The sequence below is a fragment of the Bradyrhizobium sp. 179 genome (genome assembly GCF_023073535.1).
In the GTDB taxonomy this organism is placed as follows: Bacteria; Pseudomonadota; Alphaproteobacteria; order Rhizobiales; family Xanthobacteraceae; genus Bradyrhizobium.
Genome location: NZ_JADPJR010000037.1, coordinates 1 through 19,714 on the forward strand (window position 1 = coordinate 1; position 19,714 = coordinate 19,714).

The 19,714-nt window shown below is 59.5% G+C and carries 19 protein-coding genes and 3 pseudogenes; 12 read left to right on the plus strand and 10 right to left on the minus strand.

From position 1 onward, the window contains the following. The 4 genes from IVB12_RS09435 to IVB12_RS09450 form a co-directional block, all read right to left on the minus strand. Positions 1–183 (minus strand): helix-turn-helix domain-containing protein (locus IVB12_RS09435; protein ID WP_247298086.1); only part of this gene is annotated, 183 nt, incomplete at its 3' end. A gap of 1,167 nt (positions 184–1,350) precedes the next feature. Continuing rightward, positions 1,351–1,650: a hypothetical protein gene (locus IVB12_RS09440; RefSeq protein ID WP_247298031.1), complete on the minus strand. Its 300-nt coding sequence runs from the start codon at positions 1,648–1,650 to the stop codon at positions 1,351–1,353. Positions 1,651–1,790: 140 nt separating this feature from the next. Next, a complete protein-coding gene (locus IVB12_RS09445) occupies positions 1,791–2,009 on the minus strand; it encodes a hypothetical protein (protein WP_247298034.1) in 219 nt (72 codons plus the stop codon). A 73-nt stretch (positions 2,010–2,082) separates the two neighbouring features. Beyond that, positions 2,083–2,382 (minus strand): GlsB/YeaQ/YmgE family stress response membrane protein, encoded by a 300-nt coding sequence (locus IVB12_RS09450; protein ID WP_247298037.1) that lies wholly within the window; start codon positions 2,380–2,382, stop codon positions 2,083–2,085. A 480-nt stretch (positions 2,383–2,862) separates the two neighbouring features. On the opposite strand from IVB12_RS09450, the gene IVB12_RS09455 reads away from it, so the two are divergent. The 6 genes and pseudogenes from IVB12_RS09455 (at position 2,863) to IVB12_RS09475 (ending at position 5,216) form a co-directional block, all read left to right on the plus strand. After that, the gene (locus IVB12_RS09455; RefSeq protein ID WP_247298039.1) at positions 2,863–3,564 is read left to right on the plus strand and encodes a DUF1236 domain-containing protein; all 702 of its coding nucleotides are present in this window, start codon (positions 2,863–2,865) and stop codon (positions 3,562–3,564) included. 94 nt (positions 3,565–3,658) lie between these two features. Next, positions 3,659–3,790 (plus strand): annotated as a pseudogene (locus IVB12_RS09460) (Crp/Fnr family transcriptional regulator); the annotation flags it as partial. Between the two features lie 292 nt (positions 3,791–4,082). Next, positions 4,083–4,217, plus strand: a complete 135-nt coding sequence (locus tag IVB12_RS38135; protein WP_256467102.1) for a hypothetical protein — start codon at positions 4,083–4,085, stop codon at positions 4,215–4,217. Between the two features lie 145 nt (positions 4,218–4,362). Further along, positions 4,363–4,611, plus strand: coding sequence for a type VI secretion system-associated protein TagO (locus IVB12_RS09465; protein WP_247298089.1), 249 nt, complete (start codon positions 4,363–4,365; stop codon positions 4,609–4,611). A 124-nt stretch (positions 4,612–4,735) separates the two neighbouring features. Further along, the gene (locus tag IVB12_RS09470) at positions 4,736–4,978 is read left to right on the plus strand and encodes a hypothetical protein (protein ID WP_247298042.1); all 243 of its coding nucleotides are present in this window, start codon (positions 4,736–4,738) and stop codon (positions 4,976–4,978) included. A gap of 43 nt (positions 4,979–5,021) precedes the next feature. Further along, the gene (locus tag IVB12_RS09475; RefSeq protein WP_247298045.1) at positions 5,022–5,216 is read left to right on the plus strand and encodes a hypothetical protein; all 195 of its coding nucleotides are present in this window, start codon (positions 5,022–5,024) and stop codon (positions 5,214–5,216) included. Positions 5,217–5,830: 614 nt separating this feature from the next. Here IVB12_RS09475 and IVB12_RS09480 read toward each other — a convergent pair. From IVB12_RS09480 to IVB12_RS09490, 3 genes are read right to left on the minus strand one after another with little or no spacing between them, the layout of a single operon-like run. Next, a complete protein-coding gene (locus IVB12_RS09480) occupies positions 5,831–7,126 on the minus strand; it encodes a glycoside hydrolase family 130 protein (RefSeq protein WP_247298049.1) in 1,296 nt (431 codons plus the stop codon). A gap of 33 nt (positions 7,127–7,159) precedes the next feature. Next, positions 7,160–9,442, minus strand: coding sequence for a glycosyltransferase family 4 protein (locus tag IVB12_RS09485; protein WP_247298052.1), 2,283 nt, complete (start codon positions 9,440–9,442; stop codon positions 7,160–7,162). Continuing rightward, positions 9,439–10,374, minus strand: a complete 936-nt coding sequence (locus IVB12_RS09490) for a class I mannose-6-phosphate isomerase (RefSeq protein WP_247298055.1) — start codon at positions 10,372–10,374, stop codon at positions 9,439–9,441. The genes IVB12_RS09485 and IVB12_RS09490 overlap by 4 nt, the downstream gene beginning before the upstream one ends. 1,042 nt (positions 10,375–11,416) lie before the next feature. On the opposite strand from IVB12_RS09490, the gene IVB12_RS09500 reads away from it, so the two are divergent. Together IVB12_RS09500 and groL are read left to right on the plus strand one after the other, a co-directional pair. Then, entirely contained in the window at positions 11,417–11,731 is a 315-nt protein-coding gene (locus IVB12_RS09500; protein WP_247298070.1) for a co-chaperone GroES, read from the plus strand. 139 nt (positions 11,732–11,870) lie between these two features. After that, entirely contained in the window at positions 11,871–13,502 is a 1,632-nt protein-coding gene (groL, locus tag IVB12_RS09505; protein ID WP_247298073.1) for a chaperonin GroEL, read from the plus strand. Positions 13,503–13,672: 170 nt separating this feature from the next. On the opposite strand, the gene IVB12_RS09510 is transcribed toward groL, so the two are convergent. Then, positions 13,673–13,897: a hypothetical protein gene (locus IVB12_RS09510; RefSeq protein WP_247298093.1), complete on the minus strand. Its 225-nt coding sequence runs from the start codon at positions 13,895–13,897 to the stop codon at positions 13,673–13,675. Here IVB12_RS09510 and IVB12_RS09515 point away from each other — a divergent pair. Continuing rightward, entirely contained in the window at positions 13,833–14,219 is a 387-nt protein-coding gene (locus IVB12_RS09515) for a hypothetical protein (protein ID WP_247298096.1), read from the plus strand. The two genes, IVB12_RS09510 and IVB12_RS09515, sit on opposite strands and share 65 nt — an antisense overlap. A 378-nt stretch (positions 14,220–14,597) precedes the next feature. Here IVB12_RS09515 and IVB12_RS09520 read toward each other — a convergent pair. Further along, positions 14,598–15,459: pseudogene (locus tag IVB12_RS09520) on the minus strand (transglutaminase family protein). An 803-nt stretch (positions 15,460–16,262) separates the two neighbouring features. Next, entirely contained in the window at positions 16,263–16,577 is a 315-nt protein-coding gene (locus IVB12_RS09525) for a hypothetical protein (RefSeq protein ID WP_247298076.1), read from the minus strand. Between the two features lie 503 nt (positions 16,578–17,080). Here IVB12_RS09525 and IVB12_RS09530 point away from each other — a divergent pair. The 3 genes and pseudogenes from IVB12_RS09530 to IVB12_RS09540 all read left to right on the plus strand — a co-directional run. Next, entirely contained in the window at positions 17,081–17,332 is a 252-nt protein-coding gene (locus IVB12_RS09530) for a hypothetical protein (protein ID WP_247298080.1), read from the plus strand. A 251-nt stretch (positions 17,333–17,583) separates the two neighbouring features. Continuing rightward, on the plus strand, positions 17,584–18,768 hold the full coding sequence (locus IVB12_RS09535) for an HWE histidine kinase domain-containing protein (protein ID WP_247298083.1): 1,185 nt from the start codon (positions 17,584–17,586) through the stop codon (positions 18,766–18,768). A gap of 332 nt (positions 18,769–19,100) precedes the next feature. Beyond that, a pseudogene (locus IVB12_RS09540) lies at positions 19,101–19,616 on the plus strand (transposase family protein); the annotation flags it as partial. Between the last annotated feature and the right edge of the window lie 98 nt (positions 19,617–19,714).

The window sequence follows — 19,714 nt, forward strand, 5'->3', positions numbered from 1 at the left end:
CGGCAGCTGGTTGGCGTAGCGCACCGGCCGTCGCGACCGGTCCGTCAGGGCCTCGAACCCGTGTTCCTTGTACCGGCCAAAGATCTTGTAGCCGGTCTTCCGCGAGATGCCGAACTCCCGGCATACCTCCGTCATGGCCTCGCCGTCCAGCAGCCGGGCGACAAACCGCAGGCGCTCCTCCATCACCGAACTCGCTTTCCACGGCATCTACACCTCCCGCAGAACAAAAGCGGAAAGTGTAACCCGTCTGTCCGGTACGAAATGTCACCTATGTCTCGGGCCGCTCAAAAGGGTTTTCGCCCTCGTTCCAGCAAGCCTCAATTTCGTACCACGTTCCGTACCACGGATTTCAGCCTCTCTGCTGAAGGATTCGAATACGAACTGTAGGTAATTCAGATGTTTACGGGACGAGCCTGTTGCTCGGCTCATCAGGATAGATGCTCGGCGCTTGAGCGATCTCCCAGCCGGGACTGTCTGCAGGCCATTCGAGCCAGACCTCGTCCAACAACGACAACAAGGACTCGATTGCCGGCGGCGGCAAAAAGAAAAGGCTGAGGGGTGCCGGTGGGTATCCCGCCTTCGCTCCCAAGTGGCGTTGATTAGGGCGTGTTCACGAAGCGCTCGCTATTCCGAGCCGCTGACTCTTAATGAGCGGGTCCCAGGTTCGAGCCCTGGTGCGCCACCAACTTTACCGTCAGATCAATACGTTACAATTTGACTTCGAGCCTTCGAGGCTGCTCTTGATGCGGGTCACGCGTCGGTCACGGGAACGAGCGGGGGGCGTCTACTTTTGGTGAGTAGGTTCAACCCAGCAATCGAATCCTTCGGACTTGGCGGCCACTCGCGGTTCAATAGGGGGCGAATCTCCTCCTCGTAAGCGTATTGTGATGGGCCCGTTAATTCATCTCCCACGGATCGAACCAGCGAATCCACTCATATCAAGAGATCCGTAGCCAACGGTGGTTGCCGGTACCGATCAACGTGTCAATCGGCGTTCGACTGGGACCCCCTATCGGCATCCAAAAGGGGCTCTGACGCAAATTCGATGACGGCGACGCGGATCATGCTACACCGAGCAATCGTGCTTCGAGAAGGCAATTTTCGCGCGCCCATACGGTCCTGATCCCTGGTGAGCGGATAACCCGGAACGGTTGGCGTCGTTGTTCGGAGTTAGAAACCCCTTCTACATACACACTTTCCAACTCCGCACGATATCTTAGCTTGGCAGCACGACGGGGTGTTCGTGAGGCCTCTCACTCTCTTTCAGTCTGTCCTACTGCTCTACAAAAGGGGCGCCCGATGCGGCGGCCCTCCTTCTCAATGCAATGCGGTGACAGTGCACTTTAATGATCACCGCCAATCAGCAAGATCACCAAGGCCGCCACCAACCAAAGACGGCCTCGGATGTTGTATGGCCAGGCCGTTAGTACCAACGGCGATGGTGGCCTCTGCCCCCGCCATAGTGATGACCGCGGCCGCCAGGCCCCATGTGACCGTTGCCATTCCATGACCTCCACGCACGAGCATGAGCGGACTGTCGGAGCCGGCAACCAGCGTGTCCGCCACCACTCGGGGCATGGCGGAAGCAGGTAGCGTTGACATCGCCGCGACTGCGCAGGCGGCCACACCGATCAACACCAGACGTTTCATGTTGGGGATTCTCCAGGAGCCGCGTGATCGCGGCTACAATTGTGAATGCTTCCGCAGACCATTTAAGTTCCATCGAGACATCAGGGCACGACAATAAACGCGAGCGCTTCCGCGCCGGCACACAAGCTGGTGGAGCGGTGTCAGCAGCGCGTCGAGATCTGAAGCTCCATTAACGCGATGCGTTGCAGGACCATGGGGTCTCGCTCGCCGTCCTTGGCGGTGCGAAGGATCGTTTCCGCGATGGATTGGATATGCGCGGAGCTGACTTGGCCAGGCAGTGACGCAACCGCCGCGTCCAACGCAGCTTTCATGGTGCCGATCGTTTCAGGCGAAAAGGATGCATTCGAAAAGTCTAGCATGATGGCACCGATCCGGCGGCAACCACGAGCGCCCGCGTTTCGCTGGTGTCCGATACCGTTGCGCGAGCATGGGTCACCAGCGACGACCCCAGCTCCCGCGCCAGCTGCTTCCCCATCCACCGCCACCGCGGACTAGCCGGACGACGAGCAGGAGCAGGACCGCGCCGAAGGTGGCGTTGACGATGGCGCTGACGCTCCCGAGATGCACGCCGAGCTGAGGAAACAACCAGCTGCCGACAAACGCGCCCAGGATTCCGACAATGATGTCACCGACGATCCCAAAGCCGGTCCCGCGGACGATCTGGCCCGCCAACCAGCCGGCGACGAGACCTACGAATAGGATGATCAAAAGGCTTTCGCTCGACATGTTCATTTTGTTACCTCAATCGCTTGGTTCGAATGGCTGCTGATCTGCGCAATCTGGTCCGATGAAGTCGTAAGATGTTGCGGTGCTTGTACCCGCGGACAGTGCCATTGTTGACGCCGCAGCGATCCAGGCGAGCTACGAAAGTTCTGTCCGCTCGGAGCTCCCTAATCAAACAGGCGCCATGACCTAGAGTTCCCCTCGATACAACTTATATTTGAATCGACCCGATCTCTTCCGGACCGGCGCAGGCCGTTGAACCTCTGTCATCGACAAACAACGGTATACTCGCAGACCTTTCGACGAGCTTGGCACTTGATCGCCATTAAACCAGAAATTGAAACGGAACCATCGCCGGTCGGAGCCGTTCACTCCCCATGGCTGACGTTCGTCGGCATCATATTCAAATGAATTGGACAAGATCAGATGAGACATACTTTGAGGACTTCTGTCGCCGTTGTGGCTCTGTTTGCTGCGACCGGGCTTGCGATGGCTCAAGGCGCCAATCAGGGCGCAGCAAAGGGTTCGGAGTCCCCCGCTGCCGTTTCGCCGAAAGCTGAAACCGTAGCACCGATGAATGCACCCGCAGCAAAGGGCCCCCCCACCGCTGCACCCCACGGCTCGCCGGCAGAAGGAATGCCGCAGCATGCACAGGGCGCGCCTGATGCAAAGCACCTCGGCGACGCAAAGGCCGATGGCAAGCCGAAGGCCGCAGAAGGAATGGCCCCGGCTACCGCTTCGAAGGACGTGAAGAATTCGCCTCACGAGACGAAGCCGACCGCGGACAGCAAGACGACTGGCGTGACGAAGGCCGATGGGATGACAAAGGCGCCCGATTCAGCCACCACATCGAAGGACCTGAAGACCCCGACCACCGAGAGCAAGCCTTCGGCGCCCGAAGGCAAGACCACCGGCAATGCCGCGACCACGGCGGTCGCCGCGCCTCCGGCCGAAAAGCGTAGCCAGATCACTTCGGCTATCAAACAGGAGAAGGTCGAGGAAGTCACCAACGTGAACTTCAACCTGTCGATCGGCACCGCCGTTCCGGCAGGCGTCCGTTATCATGCGATACCGAGCCGCATCGTCGAGATTTATCCGGAATGGCGCGGATACGAGTTCATTCTGGTGCACGGCAGGTACGTTATCCTTCGTCCGCACACCCACGAGATCGTCTACATCATCGAAGGTTAAGCCCAGTCCGACCGGTCAGGCGCAAACTCAAAGGGCGGCCCAGCAGCCGCCCTTTTCCGTAGGCGCGTGCCATTTGCACTAAACACCGCTCGAGCAAGGCGATGTAGGAGCTTCGGTCTTTTACATTCAAAAAGACAAAGTGAAGCTAACGGTCGTATTCGAGCAGGAGGCGGTCGTCGCAATTCTCGAGCCCGGCCAATTCTTTGGCGAAGGATGCATGAATGGTCAAGGCACTCGCAAGGACCGTTTTAGAGCTCGCTATTCGCGGGACGCAAGCGTAGGGTCGCAGTATCACCGTCCTTCCCACGGCTTCCACCGGTGACTGAGGGTCACGAGCGCTCCCGCCAAACCAGGAGCTACGTGCATGCCTCGATTTCGTCTGGCCGACTGGGTCGTGCCGCCGGTGATCGTCCCGTTGTTTCTACTGCTCCTGGTGGCAGCTGCGGTTCTTCTACGTGGATAGAGCGCCGCAACTGCAATTTCTGATTAGCGGGCGTGATCAAAGTGGCCACATCAGCTTGGGCCGCGCCACGACGGCGGCTGCTTTGAAGAAGGCGCGGGAGCTGCTGCAGGAAGGCTATTTCGACGTCCGGATATGCACGCCGCAAGGCCGGATTCTGCTCTCGGAAGAGTTCGACCAGTTCGAAGCATGAGGAGAGGCTGGCGCGTCGTCAAACGGCGCGCCCAGAACCCCGTTGCACGAGAATGCCTCGCGGAGGCGGGCGGGGCGGCAACCGGGCCGGCACGAGGAGAGATCACGGGGCGTTCGGTGTGAACGCCGCCGGGAGAGGTAGCTTGATGAAACTGCTCTCTGTTGTATTGGCGCTCGGCACATTCACGCAGGCCGCGATCGCTGGCGAAACCGACTGCCGGGAGATCGAAAGCACGAGCGGGCGATTGGCCTGTTACGATGCCGCGTTTCCGCCGCAAACGAAGAAGCCAAGTCCTGAGCAAAAGGACGCATCACGTGCTGCTTACACAGACCCGTTCATTGCGGAAGAAGCCCGAACCGCTGCGAAACTGAAGAATATTTGTCGCGGTTGCTGAGCTGTACGACAGCGAGTGCGCGCGAGCCTGAGGACGGTCGAACAAGACCTCGCGATGCACAGCTATGCAGGCGAGGCGTTCGTTTGCAGCCACGTGTTGTCGCGATCGATATTGAGGAACCGCCATGGTCCGCGAAACAACGTACGTCGTGCAGGCGTTCAACGCCGGCAAAGGTGGAAATCTGAAAGCCGACGCTCCCATCGTCTGCAAGTCGCAAAGCGGCGCACTGCGGACGGCAGAGAGACTGGCATTGAGCAAACTCGCCGTCGTTGCTTTTTCGTCCACCGGCGATCCCGAGATGGGTGACTACGATGATGAGCCCACGGTCTTCTTCCGGAAGGGCGAGCTTCCGGCCGGCTTCGACTGAGTCTTTGGGTTGCGCTCGAGCAGATATTGGCACAGGAGCACAGATGAACGAGCGACTTGAAACATTGAAGAAGGCGCGTGATCGCATGCTCGAGGACAAGGACACGCATGCGAAGGTGCTGGCTGCTCCCTTTGATCGTGAAAAGGCGGAGCGAGCCCGGAACAAATTCGTAGAGCTTCAAATGCTGATCGATGCCCTGGATCGCGCAATCAGCGCAGAAAATCCTGCCGCGGCATAAGGCGGAAGCTCCTGAAGGCGGGGCTGGCGGACATTTTTCCCGGAACCGTAGTCGCATGCCGACGGCCGCAGGACGTCGAGGCTGAGCAGCGTGATCTCGTCCACGCGAGTGCCTGAGACGGCTCGATTTTTCGGTCAGCTGGCGCGGCCAGCATCGGCTCCCTGAAGGGGGCGACGGTCCGCTTAGCGAACAGGGATGTCAGCGAGCGGCGCTGCACCTCCGGCTTCGTCCAACGCTCAATGCCCCTGATGCGAACCTTTCTGGCGCGTGCTCAGACCAATGGATAACCGAGATTTTGCTAGTGCCCTCTCGGGGCTGGAGAAGCGCCGTCCGTCGTTATTTCAAACGGGCGGCGTACTTTTTTGAGGGCCTAATCTGCCGCCGCACCTGAGCGCTAGATTAGGATGAACGGTCATCGCGCTTTAGGTTGTTGTTTGAGCATGATCTTTTCGGAAAGCCGCTACGCACCTTCAGGATCATGCTCAAACCTTTGGATCCGAAGCGGACTTGGCCCGGAGCCGCATTATACGTCGGCTGTCGCCAATTGGACCATGGATGTGCCCCTGCGATGCCGGCTCAAGCCGCCTCCGGTACGAAATGGTTTGCCCGCTCCATCAGGACATTGCTTGCAGCAGGGCCGCGATCTTGATCGTGGCAAAGTTGGAATAAGTGTCGGAGACGGCGTAGGGCAGAATAATTTGATCACGGTGCCGCATCGCCCCACAGGTGTAGACCACATTGGGAACGTAGCCCTCTCGGTCGGAGGCCTCCGGATGCAGCAAAGGTTCGCAGGCACGGCCTAGCACCCTGGAGGGGTCCTTCTTGTCGAGCAAGGCAGCGCCGATCGAATACTTTCGAACCGGGCCAACGCCGTGCGTGAGCAACAGCCAGCCTTCATCGAGTTCGATCGGTGATCCGCAGTTTCCGATCTGCACAAATTCCCAGGGAAACTGCGGCTTCAGGATGGCTTGACCGCCGTCCCATTGGTGCAGATCGTCTGAATAGATCAAATAGAGGTTCTCGTTGTCCTGGCGGGCGATCATGGCGTATTTGCCGTCAACCTTGCGGGGGAACAACGCCATCCCCTTGTTGCGCGCCGCGGCCCCTTGCAACGGGGACATCCGAAATGACAAGAAGTCGCGCGTTTCGATCAACTCCGACCGTATCGCTCTGCCCGTATAAGCGGTGAACGTCGCGTAATATGTCTTGCGATCACCATCGATGAATTCGACGAAACGGGCGTCTTCGATGCCTTGAGATTGTGAATCCGTGACAGGAAATATCACGCGTTCACTGATGTCTTGTTCTTCTTTGAATGTGATTTCAACCGTTTCGCCTGAGGATCCGGGTATGCGAGGTCCGACTCGGGGGCTGGAGGCCAGTCGCGCGGTTGGATCGACCGCCAGGCTGCCGTCGGCTGCGATGGTGCCGGTGCGAAATGTCAGTGAAGATACGTGCCCTTCGCCAACGGCCCGGAGACTGAGAACAAAGCGCAGGCCGTCTTTCGGCGCACCCGACTGGTCGGGATGCGGTACGATGCTGGGATTGAACAGGGCAGACGCCTCGAACGAATATTCGTTCAGGAAATAAGCCCCAATCAACTGGCGCTGAATGGTCGAAAAAGTGCCGTGAGCCGCCAACGCCCGTTCCATCTCATCGGCGCGGAACTCGAACGTTTCTAGCAGGTTGCGATGCCTGCCCTGAAAGTTCACCAATACGTCTGCCAACAGGCTGGCGGTGACTCCCGGGTCAAGGGCCAAAACGCGTTCGACGATATGGTTGGCGCGCGTCTTGTCGGTCGGGTTGAGATCGCGCGGCTCTGTTGCCGGCTTGAACGGGCGAACGATCACACGCGTAGGGTCGGGGCGCAGATGGAGCGCTTGCCGATGCAGGAAACTGGCTTGCGACAAGATGTCCTCGGGTCGTTGGAGAGGTCAGTGAACTCAGACGCCGATGACGCGAAGCGTCGCCGGCGGCGTCACGCTGACATTGACGCGCGCGAGCTGACGAATATCGGCAAGACCGAGCAGATAGGATACGACGGATTCGCCGCCGCGGTTTTCGTTGGCGCGGTCGGGGTGCAATCCATCCCGGCAACTGCCGGTCTCGGGGTCGACGAGCGCGATCGACAAATCGTTATGACCAAGAAACCAGGCGAAAACGTTGCTCGCGATCGCTTTCCACTCGGCATCACCTTCCGCACGCCAGGCAGTCAGGCAAGCTGCGATCGTTGCCGTTGCCTCTACCGGCTGCTGGTCGAACGCGCGAGGCGCTTGGCGCGACTCACCGAAGCCGGCAGTGCCAATGGGGCGGAAATGTCCGGTCGAAGCCGTTTGCTGCGTCATCAGCCAACGCAAGGATCGCAATCCGGCAGCGAGGTAATCGGGGGCTTGCGTGGCCATGCCCGTAAGAATCAGGGCTTGCGACAGGCGCGCATTGTCATATGCCAAGCTCTCCTCGAACCACGTCCAGTCCGGCGTCTCGACGGAAGCGAACGCCGCCATCAACCTATCGGCCAGCGCATGCCGGATCTCCCGGGCGCGCGCATCATCGCGAATAGCGGCGCAATAGCCGTCCAGACCCAGCAGGGTGAACGCCAACGCGCGAGGCGAACCAAAGGCCTCGACGACGGGGAGTGCCTCGGCAAATAAGCCGGCAGCCCATCGGCGTCGCGACGGGCTTGCATCCCTGCGTGCGCACTCACCCAGCGCCCATAGTGTTCGCCCATGACTGTCCTCGGAGCCCCGGTCTTCGAGCCAGCTTCGATTGAAGCCCATGAAATTGCGAAACCGTCTTGTGTCGGGATTCCACGCATGCTGAACGAACGCGGCAAAACGGGCCGTCAACACTTCGGACAGACGCGTCTCGCCGGGATTGTTGAGGGCGCACGCCAGCAGCAAGGCACGGGCATTGTCATCCACGCAATAGCCGTGAGCCCGATCTGGCACCGAATGGACAGCGTGCTGGAACAGGCCGGTATCGTCGCACATCGAGAGAAAGTGATCCAGTTGCATATCAGATGCCGCCGGGCTGTGCGCGACCGCGACCGGCCCGGTACGTGCCGCTACCTTGAGCCAGTCACCATGACGCGCATTCTCGAATGTAGCTATATAACGCTCGGCCGTGCGCTCCCATGTCATCGATCGGCTGATGGCGTAGGCGCGCTCGCGCATCGCCTGCCGGCGAGGGGCATCGGTGAGCAATTGCGCGATTTCCTTGCCGACTGCGACCGCGTTGCCGAAGGGAACAATCACGCCGCGGCCGTCGCCCAGCAACTCAAGCGCATGCCAATACGGAGTCGAAACGACCGGCTTGCCCAAACCAAAGCTGTAGGCCAGCGTCCCCGACGTCATCTGCGCTTCATTGAGATAGGGCGTAACGTAGACGTCGCTCATGGAAATGAATTCCAGCAACGTCGCCTGATCGACGAATTGGTCGAGGAACACGACGTGGTCGTCGATGCCAAGCTCGCGCACGCGCGTCATCAGACTCTCGCGATACGCTTCGCCCTGGTCGCGCACGAGATTGGGATGCGTCGCCCCGAGCACGACATAGACCGCGTCCGCGCGACGTTCCAGGATCAGAGGCATCGCGTCAATCATGACCTCAATGCCCTTGCTGGGGGACAGCAGCCCAAACGTCAGAATGACGGACCGACCGCTGAATCCGAGCTTTGCCTTGGCTGCGTCAGGTTCGGCGAACGGAAAATCGGGGATGCCGTGGGCAATAACCTCGATCTTGTCGTCCGGCACGCGATAGACGCTACGCAACATCTCGCGTCCCTTGTTCGCCATCACGACGATCTTCGAAGACGCCTCGACAAGGCGCTCCATCACCGCACGCTGGGCGGCGGTTGGCTTGGCCAGAACCGTGTGCAGCGTCGTGATGACGGGCATGCTGAGGCCCGAAAGCAGTTCAAGGATGTGAGCGCCGGCTTCACCGCCGAAGATCCCGAATTCATGTTGCAAGCAAACGACGTCGAACCGGCCCGCGTTCAGGAAGGCCGCGGCACGGACATAATCTTCAACGGTGTCATCCTTGATCTGCAAGGCGACGGAGGCGGGATAATCATAGGCCTGTCCGTGGTCGTTCATTGCAATGATGCTGACCTCCATGTCCGGGCGCGAATCCGAAATCGCCCTTTCCAGATCGGTCGTAAACGTCGCGATGCCGCAACGGCGAGGCAGCGAATTGCCGATGACGGCGATGCGGCGAAGCGGTGTCAAGTTCGCGCCTCGACGCTGCCCGCAAATTGCCGAACTGAATGCGTGGCTGGATGAGTAGGCTTGACCGGCTGCTCACCGAGACTCTGCAACAGAGAATCGATCGGGCGGCTGGCGGGATACGCAATCAGCGCGCTCAGACCATTGTGGCCAACCTCGATGCTGTTGCGGCCGCCACCAATGAAGATGGCTTCCCCGATCGATGCCGCGGTCAAACCGACTGCAGCGTGTCCGTCGAGTATGAGCATCCAGGTCTCCGGTTCAGCAAGCAGCGCCCAGCTTGAACCTTCGGGAAGTTCAACGCGCTCAAGCACGAAATGCTTGCTCGCGAGGAGAAGGGTCCGATTGGCGGTAACGGCCGTCGGTTTGCCTTGCGTTGGAAGCGGCCATGGATGGGCAACGGCGACGCCATTGTCTTCGTGCAACTCACGCTGCCGACCATAGTCGAACAGGCGGAATGTTGCGTCGCTGCGTTGCTGAATTTCTGCGAGCACGATGCCGGCGCCGATGGCGTGGATGGTGCCGGCCGGGATATAGATGACATCACCTGCGGCAACCGATCGCCAGTGAAGGAGTTCGGCGATCGAACCGTCCTGGATCGTTGTGCGCAATTGCTGCGCCGTTACCTGATGTTTTAATCCAGCGCCGATCTGCGCGTCGGGCTGAGCCGAGAGGATGTACCATGCCTCGCTCTTGCCGTTCGGCATACCCATCGCGCGCGCGAACGTGTCGTCTGGATGAACCTGGACGGATAAGGGTTCGCTGGTGAACAACAACTTGAGCAGCAAGGTGGGCGCGGGCGCGTTCTCGTCGGCGCGCTCGAACCACAACTCGCCGACGGCACCACGAGACCCGTCAATATTGCTCCAGGGTCTGAGATCGCCGACGCCCCAGGGCTTGTGGACGATCCGCACGGCGGCATGTTCGATGGGCATAGGTGATCCTGACCCCTGACGCACACGTGCTGGCGACGTGCCGTTGATCGATTTCGTCGATAGGATTTGGCGTGGCTAAGGCGTCGCGCATCCGGATAGGCGCGCAAGGCGCTCGGATACTGAGTTCCTAAGTGGCTACTCCACCGCTCGATTACAACCTCCCGCAGGGCGCTTTGCTCCAGTAGCGTCGGTCTCGTTTGCTGCACACCGTTCTCACAGCGCATTCAAGGGCCAAAAAATGCCTGGCTTCCAGAATAGAAAGCCGCACGCGGACCGCAAGGTTCGAGTCGGGCCGCAACAGTAATGAGCACTTCGTGAATTGAAGTCTCTCCCGGTCCACGCAGCGGGCACATGGTGCATCACGCCGCGGACGCTGAGATGCAGATCATTTCCGTCTGGCGGCCGACGGAGGATTGATTTCCGCGATCCGCCGCAGGCAATCGGCCTCCGACTCGTGAGGACCGGACACAAATGTTCCACTGACTTTGATCGAATACCATCCAGACACCACGCCCAGCCGAACGGATTCTTCCAACTTGACGTGCCGCGGTGAGAGATTTTGCATAAGCTGCTTTCTGTTGAGAACCTGACATAGGCTCCTATTCCTCGTCACCGGCTCGTGCCAGCTCGGCTCTCGCCGTCGAGCGGCGAGAGTGCCGAGGCGACCAGAGTCGGGGCGCGCATATCGGTCGGCGCCAGATTCGCGCAAAGGTCGGGCATGTAGTGCGCGTTTGTCACCGTCTCGGGCTTATGATGACGAGAACCGCGAGATCGACCAGAGTCTCGCGACGAGACCAGCTCGCATCGTCGCATTGCGCATCCGCGAGCGACAGCGCGGACGCACAAGAGTAAGTCGTTGTTCGACCTCTAACGCACCGTGCGCGCTTTCCCGACAAATAGCTATCGGTTTCTCACGCAGACACGCTCGCTGCCGAATATCGCTCCGGCAATGCCTTGTATGTCGCTCGCGCGGACATAGTTGCAGAAGGTTGGCAGTCTCGAGACTCGACTGCTAGGGCCGAAAATAGAACAGAGGGCACTCATGAAATTCCGTCCGCTCCACGACCGAGTGGTGGTCAAGCGCATCGACGCCGAAGCAAAGAGCAAGGGCGGCATCATCATTCCGGACAATGCAAAGGAAAAACCCTCTCAGGGCGAGATCATGGCCGTGGGTGCGGGAGGCCGCGACGAAGCGGGGAAGCTCATCCCCATCGACATCAAGGTCGGCGACCGCGTGCTGTTCGGCAAATGGTCCGGCACCGAGGTCGTGCTCAATGGCGAAGACCTCATGATCATGAAGGAGAGCGATATCATGGGCGTGCTCGAAGTCAGCGAGTCCAAGAAGAAGGCGGCGTAATCTGCCGTTGTCCGATCCCGTCCTGAGTAGCCGGCGCAGTCGGCCTCTCGCAGGACGAGGTTCAAGCTTACCTGATGATCTCATTGCCCAGACGTCCTTCGGGACAGTCGCATGAGCATCCGTTCCCAAGGGGATCACAATGTCCGCCAAAGAAGTGAAATTCGGCGTCGACGCGCGCGACCGCATGCTGCGCGGCGTCGACATTCTCGCCAACGCCGTCAGGGTGACGCTCGGCCCGAAGGGCCGCAACGTCGTGCTCGACAAGTCGTTCGGCGCTCCCCGCATCACCAAGGACGGCGTCACCGTCGCCAAGGAGATCGAACTTGAGGACAAGTTCGAGAACATGGGTGCACAGATGGTGCGCGAAGTCGCCTCCAAGTCCGCTGACGCGGCCGGCGACGGTACCACGACCGCCACTGTTCTGGCGGCCGCGATTGTCCGCGAGGGCGCAAAGTCGGTTGCGGCTGGCATGAATCCAATGGACCTCAAGCGCGGCATCGACCTCGCGGTGGAAGCCGTGGTCGCCGACCTCGTCAAGAACTCCAAGAAGGTGACGTCGAATGAGGAAATCGCCCAGGTCGGCACCATCTCCTCGAATGGGGACTCCGAGATCGGAAAGTTCCTGGCCGACGCCATGAAGAAAGTCGGCAACGAGGGCGTGATTACCGTCGAGGAAGCCAAGTCGTTGGAGACCGAACTTGAGGTGGTCGAAGGCATGCAGTTCGATCGCGGCTACATCTCGCCTTACTTCATCACCAACGCCGACAAGATGCGCGTGGAAATGGATGATGCCTACGTCCTCATCAACGAAAAGAAGCTGTCGCAGCTCAACGAGCTGCTCCCGCTGCTCGAAGCGGTCGTTCAGAGCGGGAAGCCATTGGTTATAATCGCTGAGGATGTGGAGGGCGAAGCGCTTGCCACCCTGGTCGTGAACCGTCTGCGCGGTGGCCTCAAGGTTGCTGCAGTCAAGGCTCCCGGCTTCGGCGATCGCCGCAAGGCCATGCTGCAGGATATCGCGGTCCTGACCGGCGGCCAGGCGATCTCGGAAGATCTGGGTATCAAAATGGAGAACGTGACGCTTGCAATGCTGGGGCGCGCCAAGAAGGTGATGATCGACAAGGAGAACACCACGATCGTCAGTGGCGCCGGCAAGAAGGCGGACATCGAGGCGCGCGTCAATCAAATCAAGGCGCAAATCGAGGAGACCACCTCGGATTACGATCGCGAGAAGCTGCAGGAGCGTCTCGCCAAGCTCGCGGGCGGCGTCGCGGTCATCCGCGTTGGCGGCGCGACCGAGGTCGAGGTGAAGGAGCGGAAGGATCACGTTGATGACGCGATGCATGCGACCCGCGCGGCTGTGGAAGAGGGCATCGTCCCCGGTGGCGGCGTTGCCCTGCTCCGTGCTTCCGAGCAGCTCAAGGGCCTGCGGGCCAAGAACGACGACCAGAAGACCGGCGTCGAGATCGTGCGCAAGGCACTGTCCTACCCCGCTCGCCAGATCGCGATCAACGCCGGTGAAGACGGCTCGGTGATCGTCGGCAAGATCCTGGAGAGCAAGACATACGCCTACGGGTTCGACTCTCAGACAGGCGAGTACGTCAATCTAATCTCGAAGGGTATCATCGATCCGACAAAGGTGGTGCGTGTGGCGATCCAGAACGCCGCGTCTGTTGCGGCGCTCCTGATCACCACCGAAGCGATGGTTGCCGAGATCCCAAAGAAGACCGCGGCTGGCGGCATGCCTCCTGGCGGGGGCGGCATGGACTTCTAAGTTCACCCTCAGCCTAATAACGGAGGCCCGGCAGCAATGCCCGGGCCTTTGCTGCATTGATTGGTCGACTTTCATTCGCCTCGGGGAACGCCCGGACGCCATAAGAGTGAGGTGCCGAAAGCTTCAACGTGACTTCGGCAAGGTCTACCCGTGCAGAAGTTCGTGCGAGATTACTTCTTCTTCGCTTTGGATTGTTTTTCTGGCACCGGGCCCGCTGCGGCTTCCCGTGCCAGCCGCTCTGCCTTCAGCCGCTCGCGATTCTGAGCGAAGGCCTTCTCGGCGAGCGCGTGCTCGGACATCGCCTTCTCCGCCTCGACTTGGCGGAAGGCCTTGCGTGCTTCACGCTCCGCTCTACTGATTGGTTTGGTCGGTTCGTATTCACCAACTGTTGTCATCTTTTCCGATCTGATGCTTCGCTCGAATGGGTCAATTCTTGCTTTTGAGCTCGGCATCTCTCGCCAGGCGCTCGGCCCTGAGACGTTTATGGTTTTCCTGGAACTCTGGATCGGCGTGGCTGTCGGCTATCGTTTGCCGCGCCCCAACGGGGTTTTGCGCCTTTCGGTCCGCTTCGTCCGCGACCTGTTGCTCGGCGGAGCGCTTCCGTTGGGTCATTGCCAGATCCTTGCACCCAAGATTGATACAGGGGTACCCAAATCATTGGCTACCCAAATCATTCGTGGGGCCTATGATAGGTCGCCCACGCGGCGATTTAAATAGTGCGTGTGTCTGGACCAAGGCTGCAGTGCCTGGACGCCATTGTGTCACAGCATGCTCCACGCTAGAGCGGCCGCAGATGATTTCAGAGGTGAACACATGTCATATGTTTATAGGCTGAATGAAGACGTTCGCCACCAGCCCCAAGGTCCCCAGGGACGTGCAGCAACTGTTCCGCCAATGATCTACACCATCGTTCAATGTATGCCCATCGAGGCGGATGGACGTCTTAGATACCGCATCAAGAGCAAGTCGGAGAATATCGAGCGAATCGTAACGGAAGATCAACTGTCGTACTCTCAGTGATCCAGCTCCCATGACAACGGAAGGACTTTCGTTGTGCTGAATGACTCTCACAGCTGGTGCCGGCAGTCCCGCGTTCTATGGCGTGACTCGAACTTCTACGGACATCCCGGCGAAAGCACCGGTATTACCGACGAAGCTGAGACACCGGAATTGTCTGCCGGATGTCGCGCGCGACCGCGATCGGAATCAAGTTGAAGCCGCCGAGGCTGCGGTTCGTCGGGTCGAAAGTGATCCATCCGGCTCCCGGGACAAAGACCTCTGCCCATGCATGGGTCGATCCTGCGTCGCTAGATCCGAGGCTTCGTTGTTCTGGATTGTAAAGATAGCCGGAGACGATCCTGGCCCCGAACCCGAGCACGCGTGCTGCTTCAGTGAACAGCACCGCGAAATCCCGGCAAGACCCCCAGCCGCGATTTAGCGTTTCCACTGGCGTCTGAGTACCCTCATCCTCACGGCTCTGGTACCGGACAGCTTCCGAAACGCCGATGCTCAGGTCCCTGAGTAGGGACAGCGTGTCGGTCCGACTTCCTCGAACGAACCTTTGTGCCCAGTTTCGCAGGACTCCCTCCGGGTCGGCGAACCGGGGAAGAGCCAGGGCGCCGAGATCGGTCCATTCGTCATCAGAATAGCGGAATGGGTACGACATGGCCGAGACGGCGATGTCGAACACAGGCCACGCAACCGCGTCGAGCTGAAGCTCCGCGACGCTGGCGATCACCAGATTGGCGGCTGTCATCTGAAACGTCGCCGTTGCGATCGTATTGGAAAACACATCGTGTGCCCAGGTCAGGTCCGCATGCGGCGTTATCGTGACGTTGCTCGAAATCAAACGAAGCTCGCGGCTTTCGCGCGGACGAAGCATCAGACGGTGCGGCATCAGGCGCACCTGTTCGTTGAATCGATAAGTCGTCGTGTGAAGGACCTTCAGCGCAATCAACGAAAGCTCCAATCAAGGGCAGGATTGCACCAGAGTAGAAGGTGCAAATGTCGATCCACATGGCGCCCCCCAGAGTGGTCTGCGTTCCAGGCATTGCGCTTCTGCTGCCGCGCTCCAAGCTCCCGCGGCAGGCCAACGCTTGCTCACCACCCAACTCGCTGGTCCGAACTTCAGCGGGTGTTCGCGTCAGCTGCCCTGTCTATCGAAATGCCTGAGCATTTCGGCGGCATTTCCGAGGATCATTGCCTCTTGCATCTTTCCCGCGCGTTCCGCTCCAGGTGGCATGTTGCGGGCCCTGTCGAGTGCAGCCGTTGCTTTGAGGTTCAGCCTCCAAGTTAGCGACGGCTGAGTTAGCTCCGCCGGATCGAGCGACTTGTCGGCCGGAGCCGACGGCGTGGGCCTGGCGAGGTGAACTACCATCGAAGGATCATCGCAGAGACGATCAGCAGCACAAAAAAGATCGGTAGCAGCACCGGGGGGACGAGCCACTCATGAATACTGAACGCGGAAGTTCTTGACATATTGACCGCCTCTTGGTCGCGGCGGGAGCGCGATGCTCTCAGTTACCGATGATAGCCGAGGGGCGCGCGGTGATATCAGCAATATGGCGTCCCATCCTCAGAATAGCTAGGCCAACGCAACAATTTAGCTGATCGGGCTGCGCAGTGTCGCGCGGCCGGCATTTCTGAATGCGCTCAATTCCAGCCGCTTCACGATTGTGTCGTTTGCCATGTCGCTTGAGGATCCGACAAGCGAAGGCCGCGGATGGCGCCGCGGCCTTTTGCGTTCGTCTCCTTGGTCTCTCAGTACCGGTCGGTACCGATTCCGACGCTTACGCCGGGAGCGCGGAAGCCGATGCCGCCACTGTCCTCATAGCGGCGCCGCTCAATGTAACGCTCGCGAGGTGCATATCCGTAGGCATCGCTTCTTTCGCGGATGATAACATGTCGTTCGCCACGCTCGCGCCAGCAGCGACCGTCTTCGTTGCAGACCATCCGCACGTTTTGAATATTGCTCTCTGGCGTGATGGAAGCCCCGCGGGCAAGCGGGGCAGCTGAAGCGGCCGTCACGAGAAGCGTAGTTGCTGCGGCAGCCAAAGCTGCGGTAAAAATCTTCATGTCATATCTCCAAAGAGGAAAGAGGATTGTGTCAGGGAGCCAATAGGCTCGCGGCGCGATGGTTCCCCCTGACCAGGAATAGTTGTCAGCGGGGCCGATCTGTTCGCAGACGCCCGAGGCAGGTCGACCTGGCAGAACTTCAGGGACACGATCGCGGGCTGAACGACCGCGCCGATCAAGATGATGTGCTCTGTGTCGCACAGCCAGTGGCCAGAAAGGGCTCGGTTGGCGAGAGCATCGCAGGCTCCTTCCGCGAAATCACACGGGCCTGGTCGCCGTCAAAGATCGTCCTGACTAGCGTGCGCCCAAGCCACCTGCGCCGGCATTCAGATCCTCAGCCCCACCGGCCTTCTCGCAGGACACGCTTTTCGCGGGCTCCGGCATCAGCCTCGGCGACAGCCTGGATAAAAGGTTGAAGCCATGGAACAAATTCTCGTTCTGGTTGTTGTCAGAGTAATCCCCGAAAGCAGAGGGATTGAAGACGAAAAAATCAGCAGTCAAAAATGATCAAGTCATTGTCATCACTGGCAATTTTCATGCTCTTCGGAGCCTTGGTGATCGCTTCGCCGGGTTTTGCTCCCAAAGTGCAAGCGGATGAAGTCACGGCGCTGGCCAAAGCCGATCGGCTTGAAGGACGAGCCGTTGTCTCGAATTGCTCAACACAGGTCTGGCCGGAATTCGCCACTTCCTGTCTGCGACACGCAGGCTCTGGAGCGAAAATCGAAGAAGCTCGGCTTGTGACTGCCCGTCGATAGCCAGGCCCTGTTTGACCGTTGCCCTGAGCGATGAGCTTCGTTCAGCTTATTCGCCCCAATCAGTTCGAGTCAGAACACGCCTCATAGCGTTGAGATGAGAACTGCTCGGGCGCTGCGAATTAGCTCGCTATCCTTTATCGAAAAGCGCAGCAATGGCCGAACCGTGGCGACCGTCGGTCGCCGGGCAATCGGTCTATCGGCGTTCGCAAGCAGGGAGCTCTATCACCTCCCTCAGAGAAAGTGAGGTCGCCATGTCGAAGGATTCAACTCAGGTGCCGAACGTTCTCGTCGTGGAAGACGAGATGATCCTGCGCATGCGTGCAGTCGACATCGTGGAGGATGCCGGATTCTGTCCCGTCGAGGCTGTCAATGCCGACGAGGCAATCTCGATTCTCGAATCCCGCTCGGACATCGCGCTGCTGCTCACCGATATTCAAATGCCCGGCAGCATCGACGGCCTAAAACTCGCTCATGCAGTGCACGAGCGCTGGCCCTCGATAAAGATCATATTGGTTTCCGGCCAAGTGAAGCCGTCAGAGGCGGAACGGCCAGCCAATAGCCGGTTCTTCGGCAAACCGCTCGGTGTCGAGCAAATGATAGCCGAGTTGCAGGCCATGGTCGGCGCAGGTGCGCTGAAGATTGTTCCGGCCGCAAGCGACTGGACGGCGGATGGGGCGTTTCCCGCCAAGGTTGATCCCTCATCACAATCGGCACAGGAAGCATTCCTGTCGGCCGAAAACAACAGCCTGCGCTTGCTGCTCGAACAAGCCGAGATAGATGCGCGGACCCTGATGATCCAAGCTGGGATCGACGCCGAGCAGCGAAGCGCCGCCGACAAACTGCAGAAGCTGATCCTTGGGGAGCTTCATCATCGCGTCAAGAATACACTCGCGATGGTTAGCGCGATCGCATCCCAGAGCTTTCGCGGAGCGCCGAGCATCGAGCACGGACAGAAGGCAATGGAGGGTAGGCTGCTTGCACTGGGGCGGGCGCATGATCTGCTGATGCAGGTAAGTTGGGCTGATGCGAGCCTTACTCACACACTGAGCAGTGCGACCGAGCCTTACGACAGTCCCGGAGACAGACGCTTTCATTTTAATGGACCGGATATCAGGATTACCTCCGTTGCTGTCATCGCCCTTGCAATGACGTTCAATGAGCTGTGCACCAACACGACTAAATTCGGAGCGCTGTCCGTGTCCTCAGGCCGCGTCGAGATTTCATGGGGAATCGACGAGTTGACGCAGAGACTTCGCCTTGTCTGGACAGAACGGGGAGGTCCCACGGTCGAGCCGCCAACGCGGCGAAGCTTCGGTACCCGGATGATGGGGTCTCTCGGCCAGCAATTGTCCGGTCAGGTGGGCCTCGCCTATGAACCGCACGGCTTCATTTACTCGTTGGATGTGCCGCTTAGCTCGGTCGCGGTGTCCGGTTGAAGACTGTCGCTGCAGCTCGGAAAGGCTTCATGGTTTCCGCACACAGCAAGAACTGGCGAGAAAGCGGCTTTCGTCGGCGGGCGCAGTGCTCGGATTTCGCACGGTCCAATGGAGGTTTTCCGTCTGCGATCTGCCTGGATTCCAATAGAGTGGTCCCCTGGATACCGCGAGGAGCTGTACCATCAAAAGGAAGGCATAGACATGTACCCGAGTATTGTGTGTGCTCATTTATCCTGCCAACGCTTTGGCATGTCATTCGACCTGCAATTGGGGCTGACTCACGTCTGTTAACTTCTTTGATAAGCTTGTGGTCTCCAACGGGAATCAACGCCATGCGAGCCGGAATTCGAATTTCGTCGCTTGTGCCGAGTGGGTTCGTTGTTGAGAGTGTAAGTGATTCATCTGGCTTGATTATTTTAGCCGTCCGATCCGAAGTCGAAATGGCCGAGTGCCCCTTGTGCGGCTCGAGATCGCGACGAATCCATAGCCGATACGACAGGCAAGTCGCGGATTTGCCCTGTGCCGGCAAACAAATACGCCTTCGCGTGATTACGCGACGGTTTGTTTGCGAGATACCTCATTGTCGGCGGCGGATTTTCGCTGAACGATTCGGGGACAACGTTCTGCCCACCCGGTCGCGCCGGACGGCACGGCTGGAATGCATCGTTCACCATTTAGGGTTGGCACTCGGCGGCAGACCAGCAGCGAGCCTTGCCAGGCGGCTGATGCTGCCGGTCAGCCACGATACGTTGCTTCGGGTCATACGACGGCGGGCAGCCCGACGAACCGATCCTCTGAGCGTCGTCGGCGTCGACGATTGGGCCTTTCGACGCAATCGCCACTACGGTGTGTTTCGGCATGGAATAAGGACCCCGTTTTCGGGGTGATCGGCATCCAATCGGGACCCCGGGATAAGGGTCCACAGTGGCTTCCATCGAGTCATGGA